Here is a 9,870-nt window from a genome sequence, read left to right as displayed (position 1 = left end):
CAGGCCGGCCGCGAGCTGATCGACTTCGCCGGCGGCATCGCCGTCAACGTATTGGGCCACGCGCACCCAGCGCTGGTCGGTGCCTTGACCGAGCAAGCGAACAAGCTGTGGCACGTCTCGAACGTGTTCACTAACGAGCCGGCCCTGCGTCTGGCGCACAAGCTGATCGACGCAACGTTCGCCGAGCGTGTGTTCTTCTGCAACTCCGGCGCCGAAGCCAACGAGGCCGCCTTCAAGCTGGCCCGTCGCGTCGCGTTCGACCGTTTCGGCACTGAGAAATACGAGATCATCGCCGCGCTGAACAGCTTCCACGGTCGCACCCTGTTCACCGTGAACGTGGGTGGCCAGTCGAAGTATTCCGACGGTTTTGGCCCGAAAATCACCGGTATCACCCACGTTCCCTACAACGATCTGGCGGCGCTCAAAGCGGCCGTTTCCGACAAGACCTGCGCGGTCGTGCTCGAACCGATCCAGGGCGAGGGCGGCGTGCTGCCGGCCGAACTGGCTTACCTGCAAGGTGCCCGCGAACTGTGCGATGCGAACAACGCGCTGCTGGTGTTCGATGAAGTGCAGACCGGCATGGGCCGCAGCGGCAAGCTGTTTGCCTACCAGCATTACGGCGTGACCCCGGATATCCTGACCAGCGCGAAGAGCCTGGGCGGCGGTTTCCCGATCGCGGCGATGCTGACCACCGAAGCGCTGGCCAAACATCTGGTCGTCGGCACCCATGGCACCACCTACGGCGGCAACCCGCTGGCGTGCGCGGTTGCTGAAGCGGTGATCGACGTGATCAACACCCCTGAAGTGCTGAGCGGCGTCAATGCCAAGCACGACAAGTTCAAAACCCGTCTTGAGCAAATTGGCGAGAAGTACGGCCTGTTCACTCAGGTGCGTGGCCTCGGCTTGCTGATCGGTTGCGTGCTGAGTGAGGCCTGGAAAGGCAAGGCCAAAGACATCTTCAACGCCGCTGAAAAAGAAGGCCTGATGATTCTGCAAGCAGGTCCCGACGTGATCCGTTTCGCCCCGAGCCTGGTGGTCGAGGACGCTGATATCGATGCCGGTCTGGACCGCTTCGAACGTGCCGCTGCAACACTGACGCAAGCTTGATACACCTTTCGACGCCTGAGCGGTTCAGGCGTCGAACCCAATTTTTGATACCGGGCAATATCAAATGTGGGGGCGGGCTTGCTCGCGAATGCGGTGTGTCAGTCGACATCTATGCTGACTGATACACCGCATTCGCGAGCAAGCCCGCTCCAACAATGTTCGGTGTTTTTTCTGTGATTTTTATAAGAGAAAGGAGTGACACCATGCTGGTGATGCGCCCCGCGCAAATGGCTGATCTGGGCGAGGTACAGCGTCTGGCTGCGGACAGTCCGATTGGTGTCACTTCCTTGCCGGATGACGTGGAACGTCTGAGCGACAAGATCGCGGCGAGCGAAGCCTCGTTCGCCGCCGAAGTGAGCTTCAACGGTGAAGAGAGTTATTTCTTCGTCCTTGAAGACTCCACCACCGGCAAACTGGTCGGCTGCTCGGCGATCGTTGCTTCGGCCGGTTATTCGGAACCGTTTTACAGCTTTCGCAACGAGACCTTCGTCCACGCCTCCCGCGAGCTGAAGATCCACAACAAGATCCATGTGCTTTCACAGTGCCACGACCTGACCGGCAATAGCTTGCTGACCAGTTTCTACGTGCAGCGTGAGTTGGTGGGTTCGCCGTGGGCCGAACTCAATTCCCGTGGTCGTCTGCTGTTCGTCGCCAGCCACCCGGAGCGGTTCGCCGATTCGGTGGTGACCGAGATCGTCGGTTACAGCGATGAGCATGGCGACTCGCCGTTCTGGGACGCCATCGGTCGCAACTTCTTCGACCTCAACTACGCCGAAGCCGAGCGCCTGTGCGGGTTGAAAAGCCGTACGTTCCTCGCCGAGCTGATGCCGCATTACCCGATCTATGTGCCGTTGCTGCCGGACTCCGCCCAAGAGGCAATGGGTCAGGTACACCCGCGTGCGCAGATCACCTTCGACATCCTGATGCGCGAAGGCTTCGAGACCGATCACTACATCGACATTTTCGACGGCGGCCCGACCCTGCATGCGCGTGTGTCGGGGATCCGTTCGATCGCCCAGAGCCGTGTGGTGCCGGTGAAGATCGGCGAGCCGGTCAAAGGTGCCGGTCGCCAGTATCTGGTGGCCAACGCCCAGTTGCAGGATTACCGCGCCGTGTTGCTTGAGCTGGACTACGCGCCGGGCAAACCGGTGACGCTTGATCTGGAAGCGGCCGAGGCCTTGGGCGTCGGTGAAGGTGCCAGCGTGCGCCTGGTGGCGGTTTAACGCCTTAGCGAGTTTTACGGGTGGCGAAGGCGGCCCGTTTGAGGAGATAGCATGATTGTTCGTCCCGTACGCAGCAGCGATTTATCCGCGCTGATCGACCTGGCCCGCAGCACCGGCACTGGCCTGACCACGTTGCCGGCCAACGAAGAGCGCCTGACCCATCGGGTCGACTGGGCTGAAAAGACCTTTCGCGGCGAAGCCGGCCGTGGCGATGCGGATTACCTGTTCGTGCTTGAAGACGACGACGGCCGCGTGGTGGGTATTTCCGCCATTGCCGGCGCGGTCGGTCTGCGTGAGCCCTGGTACAACTTCCGTGTCGGCCTGACCGTCAGCGCTTCGCAAGAGTTGAACATCTATCGCGAGATCCCGACGCTGTTCCTGGCCAACGACCTGACCGGAAACTCCGAGCTGTGCTCACTGTTCCTGCACGCCGATTACCGTAACGGTCTCAATGGTCGCATGCTGTCGAAGGCGCGGATGCTGTTCATCGCCGAGTTCCCGGAACTGTTCGGCAACAAGATCATCGCCGAGATGCGCGGTGTGTCGGATGACGCTGGCCGTTCGCCGTTCTGGGAAAGTCTGGGTCGGCACTTCTTCAAGATGGAGTTCAGCCAGGCCGATTACCTGACCGGTGTCGGCAACAAGGCGTTCATCGCTGAACTGATGCCGAAATTCCCGCTGTACACCTGCTTCCTGTCGCCTGATGCACGCAATGTCATCGGCCAGGTCCATCCGGACACCGAGCCGGCGCTGGCGATGCTCAAGAGCGAAGGGTTCAGTTATCAGGGCTACGTCGACATCTTTGACGCCGGTCCGGCCATCGAATGCGAAACCAGCAAGATCCGCGCGGTGCGAGACAGCGAGGCGCTGGTACTGGCGGTCGGCACGCCGGGCGACGATGCCACGCCGTTCATCATCCATAACCGCAAACGCGAAGACTGCCGCATCACGGCTGCGCCGGCACGTCTGGCTGCGGGCACGCTGGTGGTCGATCCACACACCGCCAAACGTCTTCAACTCAACGCGGGCGACCAAGTGCGCGCCGTGGCGTTGTCTGCTGCTCGGGAGTCGAAATAATGAATTCGCTATACATCGCAGGTGAATGGCTGGCCGGTCAGGGCGAAGCTTTTCAGTCACTGAACCCGGTGACCCAGCAAGTGCTGTGGTCGGGGGAGGGCGCCACTGCTGCGCAGGTCGAGTCGGCGGTGCAGGCGGCGCGTCAGGCTTTTCCGGGTTGGGCACGGCGCACGCTGCAAGAGCGCATCAGCGTGCTCGAAGCCTTTGCTGCTGCACTGAAGCACCACAGCGACGAACTGGCCCGCACCATCGGTGAGGAAACCGGCAAACCAATGTGGGAAGCCGCCACCGAAGTCACCAGCATGGTCAACAAGATCGCGATCTCGGTGCAGAGCTACCGCGAACGTACCGGCGAGAAGAGCGGCCCGTTGGGCGACGCCACCGCCGTGCTGCGCCACAAGCCTCACGGCGTGGTTGCCGTGTTCGGGCCTTACAACTTCCCTGGTCACTTGCCCAACGGTCACATCGTGCCGGCGTTGCTGGCCGGTAACAGCGTGCTGTTCAAGCCCAGCGAGCTGACCCCGAAAGTTGCCGAACTGACGGTCAAGTGCTGGATCGAAGCCGGGTTGCCGGCCGGCGTCCTGAACCTGCTGCAAGGCGCTCGTGAAACCGGCATTGCGCTGGCGGCGAACCCGGGCATCGACGGTCTGTTCTTCACCGGCTCGAGCCGTACCGGCAACCACTTGCACCAGCAATTTGCCGGGCGTCCGGACAAGATTCTGGCGCTGGAAATGGGGGGCAACAACCCGCTGGTGGTGGATCAGGTCGCTGACCTCGACGCGGCGGTGTACACGATCATTCAATCGGCCTTCATCTCGGCGGGCCAGCGTTGCACCTGCGCTCGTCGTCTGCTGGTGCCACAAGGCGCGTGGGGCGACAGCCTGCTCAAGCGTCTGGTTGAGGTCAGCTCGACCATTGAAGTCGGTGCGTTCGATCAGCAACCGGCACCGTTCATGGGGTCAGTGATTTCCCTTGGCGCGGCGAAAGCGTTGATGGATGCCCAAGCGCATTTACTGGCCAATGGCGCCGTGTCACTGCTGGACATGACGCAGCCGCAGGCGCAAGCCGCGTTGCTGACCCCCGGCATTATTGATGTGACCGCAGTGGCCGAGCGTCCGGACGAAGAACTGTTCGGCCCGTTGCTGCAAGTGATCCGCTACAGCGATTTCGCCGCAGCGATCAGTGAGGCCAACGACACCGCTTACGGCTTGGCCGCCGGTCTGTTGTCGGATTCCGAAGATCGTTATCAGCAATTCTGGCTGGAAAGCCGCGCCGGCATCGTCAACTGGAACAAGCAATTGACGGGGGCTGCGAGCAGCGCGCCGTTTGGCGGTGTGGGGGCCTCGGGCAACCATCGCGCCAGTGCCTACTACGCGGCGGATTATTGCGCGTACCCGGTGGCGTCGCTGGAAACACCGAGCCTGGTGTTGCCTGCATCGCTTACACCCGGCGTAAAGATGGCGTGATGCCCATCGTTAGCAGGTGGCACACAAAGTGGAATGCATTTCCCTGTGGGAACCAGCCTGCTGGCGATAGCCGCGCCTCGGTCACAAAGAATAGTTACTGAAGCCTATAACAACAGATTCTCGTGGAGCCTCGCTGATGAAATCCTATGAAGTCAATTTCGACGGTCTAGTGGGGCCGACCCATAACTACGGCGGTCTGTCCTACGGCAACGTTGCGTCCCAGAGCAACAGCCAGCAGTCCTCGAACCCGAAGGAAGCGGCGCTGCAAGGCCTGGCGAAAATGAAAGCGCTGATGGAAATGGGCTTTCAGCAAGGCGTGCTGGCGCCGCAGGAACGTCCGGACGTGGCCGCTCTGCGCCGTCTGGGTTTCAGTGGCAGCGACGCGCAAGTGATCGAGCGCGCGGCCAAAGAGGCCATGCCTTTGCTGGTCGCCAGTTGCTCGGCGTCGAGCATGTGGGTGGCCAACGCTGCGACGGTCAGCCCGAGTGCCGACACCGCTGACGGCCGTGTGCATTTCACCGCCGCTAACCTCAACTGCAAATACCACCGCAGCATCGAGCACCCGACCACGAGCCGCGTGCTCGGCGCGATGTTCGCCAATCAGCAACACTTCGCCCATCACGCTGCGCTGCCAGCGGTGGCGCAGTTTGGTGACGAAGGCGCGGCCAACCACACACGTTTCTGCCGTGAGTACGGCGAGGCCGGTGTCGAGTTCTTCGTGTTCGGTCGCAGTGCCTTCGACAACCGTTTCCCGGCGCCGCAAAAATACCCGGCCCGGCAGACCCTCGAAGCGTCGCAAGCGGTAGCGCGTCTGCACGGTCTGCGGGACGAAGGCGTGGTTTACGCACAGCAGAATCCGAACGTGATCGATCAGGGCGTGTTCCACAACGACGTGATTGCCGTGGGCAATGGCGAGGTGTTGTTCTATCACGAGGACGCGTTCCTCGACACCGATCAGATGCTGGCCGAGTTGCAAGGCAAACTGGCCAGGGTTGGCGGCAATTTCCAGTCGATCTGTGTGCCGCGTTCGGCGGTCACCGTCGACGACGCCGTGCGTTCGTACCTGTTCAACAGCCAGTTGTTGTCGCGCCCTGACGGCTCGATGCTGTTGATCGTGCCGCAAGAGTGCCAGGCCAACGAGCGCGTGTGGGCTTACTTGCAAAGCCTGACCAGCTCCGGCGGTCTGATCCGCGAAGTGAAGGTCTTCGACCTCAAGCAGAGCATGCAGAATGGGGGCGGTCCGGCGTGCCTGCGCTTGCGTGTTGCACTGAATGAAACCGAGCTGGCGGCGGTCAACCCAGGGGTTATCATGACGGCCCCGTTGTACGGTTCGTTGACCGCATGGGTTGAAAAGCACTACCGCGACCGCCTGAGCGAAACCGATCTGGCGGACCCGCAATTGCTGCTTGAATGCCGGACGGCACTGGATGAACTCACGCAAATCCTTAAACTGGGCGCGGTTTATCCATTCCAGATCAATTGATGGCCGGCGCGCCGCTTGAACGCGGCGTGCGGTTCGTCTCCCCAAGAGAGTAAAAACATGAGCGATTCCCTGCAGCTGATCCTTGAAGACACCGACGGCACGCAACTGCAAACCTCGTGCACCCGCGTCGCGGTCATGTGGCAAGGCAAAGAGCTGTGGATCCAGCAGGATGGCCGTGGCCAACTGCTGATCGGCGTCGACGTTGAAGAAGGCGATGCCGAGTACGCCAACCTGCTGCTGCGCCCATTGGCGACTAATCTGGTAAGTCTGCAACTGGAAATGGAACCGGCCGACGTTGGCGACGACGAAGACCACGTGCACGGCCCGGATTGCAACCACGACCACTAAGGAAACCGCTCTATGCTCGCCCTCGGCAAACTGCTTGAACTGACCCTCGCCGGCCGCGAACCGGCGGAGAAGACTCAACTGACTGTCGAAGGCGTGCGGATGCGCTGGTTGAGCGAAGGTGCGCTGGAGGTCCGGCCACCGCAAGCGCTTGACAATGGCCTGGACCTGCTGCTGTCGGCAGGCATCCACGGCAACGAAACCGCACCGATCGAGCTGCTTGATCGGCTGCTGCATGACATCGCTCGCGGCGATCTGAAGCCGCGCGCACGCATTCTGTTCCTGTTCGGCAACACTGAGGCGATTCGCAAAGGCGAGCGTTTCATCGAGCAGGACGTCAATCGGCTGTTCAACGGTCGTCACGAACAAAGCAGCGGCTCTGAAGCGCTGCGTGCCTGTGAACTTGAGCGGTTGGCGGCGAGTTTCTTCAGCCTGCCGGATCGCCAGCGCTTGCACTATGACCTGCACACGGCCATTCGCGGCTCGAAGATCGAGCAATTCGCCCTGTATCCGTGGAAGGAAGGACGCCAGCATTCGCGTAGAGAGCTGGCGCGCTTGCGTGCTGCGGGCATGGAAGCGGTGCTGTTGCAGAATAAACCGTCGATCGTGTTCAGCGCATATACCTACGACAAACTCGGCGCCGAGGCTTTCACGCTGGAATTGGGCAAGGCGCGGCCCTTCGGGCAGAACGAAGGGGTTGATGTCTCGCGGCTGGAAACCCGTCTGAAGCAGATCATTGAAGGCAATGAGCCAGATCTGGCGCAGGAGGGCCTGGATGGCTTGCAACTGTTCAGCGTGGCGCGGGAAATCATCAAGCACAGCGATGCGTTCCGCCTGAACCTGCCGCAGGACATCGAGAACTTTTCCCAGTTGGAAGTCGGTTATGTACTGGCCGAGGACTTGGCCAATACCCGCTGGATCATCGAGGAAGAAGGCGCGCGGATCATCTTTCCCAATCCCAAGGTCAAGAACGGCTTGCGAGCGGGCATCCTGATCGTGCCGGCCACCGACGAAACCCTGGCCTGAAACAATTTGGGGGATCAACACCTATCTCCTGTGGGAGCGAGCAAGCCCGCTCCCACATTTGGATCTGAGTGAGGTCTGAGACCTCACTCGGTGCAGATATCAGACCGCTACAGCACGCGGCTCTGTGCGGCGCAGGGCGCGGATTTTCTTCAGTGTATCCGCGCACGTTTTCGCCGCTTCCTGACCTTTGTGCACAAAGTGCTCGAAGAAGAACTTTTGATGTTCTTCACCGGCATGGAAATGATGCGGGGTCAGGGACACCGAGAATACCGGCACTTCGGTTTCCAGTTGCACCTGCATCAGGCCGCTGACCACCGACTGGGCGACGAACTCGTGACGATAGATGCCGCCGTCCACTACCAGGGCTGCCGCGACGATGCCGGCATAACGACCGGTCTTGGCCAGTAGCTTGGCATGCAGGGGCATTTCAAAGGCACCGCCGACTTCGAAGAAGTCGATGTCCGATTCCTGATAACCCTGAACGAGCATTTCGGCGACGAAGCCTTTACGGCTCTGGTCGACGATTTCCTTGTGCCAGCAGGCCTGGATGAACGCGACGCGCTCGCCATGAGGGTGTTTGCTTTTGCTGTCGATAGCGGTGGGTTGCATGTTCTGACTCCTGTTTGTGTGAAAAACAGGGCGTTATGAATCGAAGGGGATTCAAGGGTACGCACGAACGCAGAAGCGCGCGGACGGCTCTTGGGTGTCAATCCCGTTCTCTCTTCATCCGGACTATGACCGTCGGCCCCGGAATCACACCGGGTCTGCTGACCTTGTCGTCGATCACAGCCATTGCCATGCCCGTCGCCAAGCGCTCGCGGGCTATGCGCATTGCGCGCAATTACCGCCGGTGGGGAATTGCACCCCGCCCTGAGAACGTTTTCGCCACCCTTTCTCGGGCGGCGCAGCGTTTTTAACACAGATTTTGTGTCTGTGCATTGCGCCTTTCAGATGATTGTTATCGATTTTTTTGAATGCTTGTGAGGCGTTTTTCTGCGCCAAGGGTTGATTAATCGGCGCGATGACCGCAGTAATTCACCTTCGTAAAGGGATTTCCCCTGCTGACTTGAGGCCAGGTTCATGAGCGTTATCGATCTTCGCAGCGACACCGTCACCCAACCGACTCCCGCCATGCTCGACGCCATGACCGGCGCCGCCACCGGTGACGACGTGTACGGCGAAGACCCGACGGTCAATCGTCTGGAAACCGAACTGGCAAAACGCCTGGGTTTCGCCGGCGCGTTGTTCGTGCCAACCGGCACCATGAGCAACCTGTTGGGATTGATGGCGCATTGCGAGCGCGGTGACGAGTACATCGTTGGCCAACAGGCGCACACCTATAAGTACGAAGGCGGTGGCGCCGCGGTGCTCGGTTCGATCCAGCCACAGCCGCTGGAAGTACAGGCCGATGGTTCGCTGGATCTTGATCAGGTGGCCGCCGCGATCAAACCCGACGACTTCCACTTCGCCCGGACTCGTCTGCTGGCACTGGAAAACACCATGCAAGGCAAAGTGTTGCCACTCGATTATCTGGCCAGCGCCCGACGTTTCACTCAGGATCACGGCCTTCAATTGCACTTGGACGGCGCGCGGTTGTACAACGCTGCGGTCAAGCTCGGGGTCGATGCCCGGGAAATCACTCGGTATTTCGATTCGGTATCGGTGTGTCTGTCCAAAGGGTTGGGGGCGCCGATCGGTTCGGTGCTTTGCGGCTCTGAGCAACTGATCGGCAAGGCTCGTCGTCTGCGTAAAATGGTCGGCGGCGGCATGCGTCAGGCCGGATTACTGGCGGCGGCGGGTTTGTACGCGCTGGATCACAACGTTGAGCGTCTGGCGGATGACCATGCCAATGCTCAACGGCTTGCTGAAGGGCTGCGTGAGGCAGGTTTTAGCGTCGAACCAGTACAGACCAACATGGTTTATGTACAGATGGGCGACAAAGCCCTGGCGATCAAGGCGTTTGCTGCCGAGCGCGGGATCAAGTTGAGTGCCGCCGCGCGTCTGCGGATGGTCACGCACATGGACGTCAATCGCTCGCAAATCGAGCAAGTGATCGCGACATTCGTCGAGTTTTCGCGCAAGTGACAGCGTTAGCCGTCCAATTGACCTAAAACTCGACGATTGTCGCGATCACTTGCTCGAT

9 protein-coding genes and 1 riboswitch are annotated in these 9,870 nt (G+C 60.5%); of the genes, 8 read left to right on the top strand and 1 reads right to left on the bottom strand.

The window, feature by feature from the left end:
- From ACIOWA_RS22395 to astE, 7 genes are all read left to right on the top strand, one after another.
- Nucleotides 1-1,107 (top strand): aspartate aminotransferase family protein (locus tag ACIOWA_RS22395; RefSeq protein WP_401161982.1); only part of this gene is annotated, 1,107 nt, incomplete at its 5' end.
- 203 nt (nucleotides 1,108-1,310) lie between these two features.
- A complete protein-coding gene (aruF, locus tag ACIOWA_RS22390; RefSeq protein WP_339430880.1) occupies nucleotides 1,311-2,330 on the top strand; it encodes an arginine/ornithine succinyltransferase subunit alpha in 1,020 nt (339 codons plus the stop codon).
- A gap of 51 nt (nucleotides 2,331-2,381) precedes the next feature.
- A complete protein-coding gene (gene astA / locus ACIOWA_RS22385; RefSeq protein WP_339430879.1) occupies nucleotides 2,382-3,407 on the top strand; it encodes an arginine N-succinyltransferase in 1,026 nt (341 codons plus the stop codon).
- On the top strand, nucleotides 3,404-4,873 hold the full coding sequence (astD, locus tag ACIOWA_RS22380) for a succinylglutamate-semialdehyde dehydrogenase (RefSeq protein WP_401161990.1): 1,470 nt from the start codon (nucleotides 3,404-3,406) through the stop codon (nucleotides 4,871-4,873). The genes astA and astD overlap by 4 nt, the downstream gene beginning before the upstream one ends.
- A 136-nt stretch (nucleotides 4,874-5,009) precedes the next feature.
- The gene (gene astB / locus ACIOWA_RS22375) at nucleotides 5,010-6,356 is read left to right on the top strand and encodes an N-succinylarginine dihydrolase (RefSeq protein WP_339430878.1); all 1,347 of its coding nucleotides are present in this window, start codon (nucleotides 5,010-5,012) and stop codon (nucleotides 6,354-6,356) included.
- 57 nt (nucleotides 6,357-6,413) lie between these two features.
- Nucleotides 6,414-6,704: a hypothetical protein gene (locus ACIOWA_RS22370; protein WP_016983958.1), complete on the top strand. Its 291-nt coding sequence runs from the start codon at nucleotides 6,414-6,416 to the stop codon at nucleotides 6,702-6,704.
- Nucleotides 6,705-6,716: 12 nt separating this feature from the next.
- Entirely contained in the window at nucleotides 6,717-7,727 is a 1,011-nt protein-coding gene (gene astE, locus ACIOWA_RS22365; protein ID WP_339464061.1) for a succinylglutamate desuccinylase, read from the top strand.
- 99 nt (nucleotides 7,728-7,826) lie between these two features.
- Here the strand turns inward: astE and ACIOWA_RS22360 are convergent, their stop codons facing one another.
- Nucleotides 7,827-8,336, bottom strand: coding sequence for a 6,7-dimethyl-8-ribityllumazine synthase (locus ACIOWA_RS22360; protein ID WP_339495991.1), 510 nt, complete (start codon nucleotides 8,334-8,336; stop codon nucleotides 7,827-7,829).
- Between the two features lie 101 nt (nucleotides 8,337-8,437).
- Nucleotides 8,438-8,609: riboswitch (FMN riboswitch) on the bottom strand.
- Nucleotides 8,610-8,807: 198 nt separating this feature from the next.
- Between ACIOWA_RS22360 and ltaE the strand changes: the two genes are divergently transcribed.
- Nucleotides 8,808-9,812, top strand: a complete 1,005-nt coding sequence (ltaE, locus tag ACIOWA_RS22355) for a low-specificity L-threonine aldolase (RefSeq protein ID WP_401161978.1) — start codon at nucleotides 8,808-8,810, stop codon at nucleotides 9,810-9,812.
- Nucleotides 9,813-9,870: the final 58 nt, after the last annotated feature.

It is taken from the genome of Pseudomonas sp. NPDC087614 (assembly GCF_044743485.1).
Lineage (GTDB): Bacteria > Pseudomonadota > Gammaproteobacteria > Pseudomonadales > Pseudomonadaceae > Aquipseudomonas > Aquipseudomonas baetica_A.
This window is presented reverse-complemented; position numbering and strand designations above follow the sequence as displayed.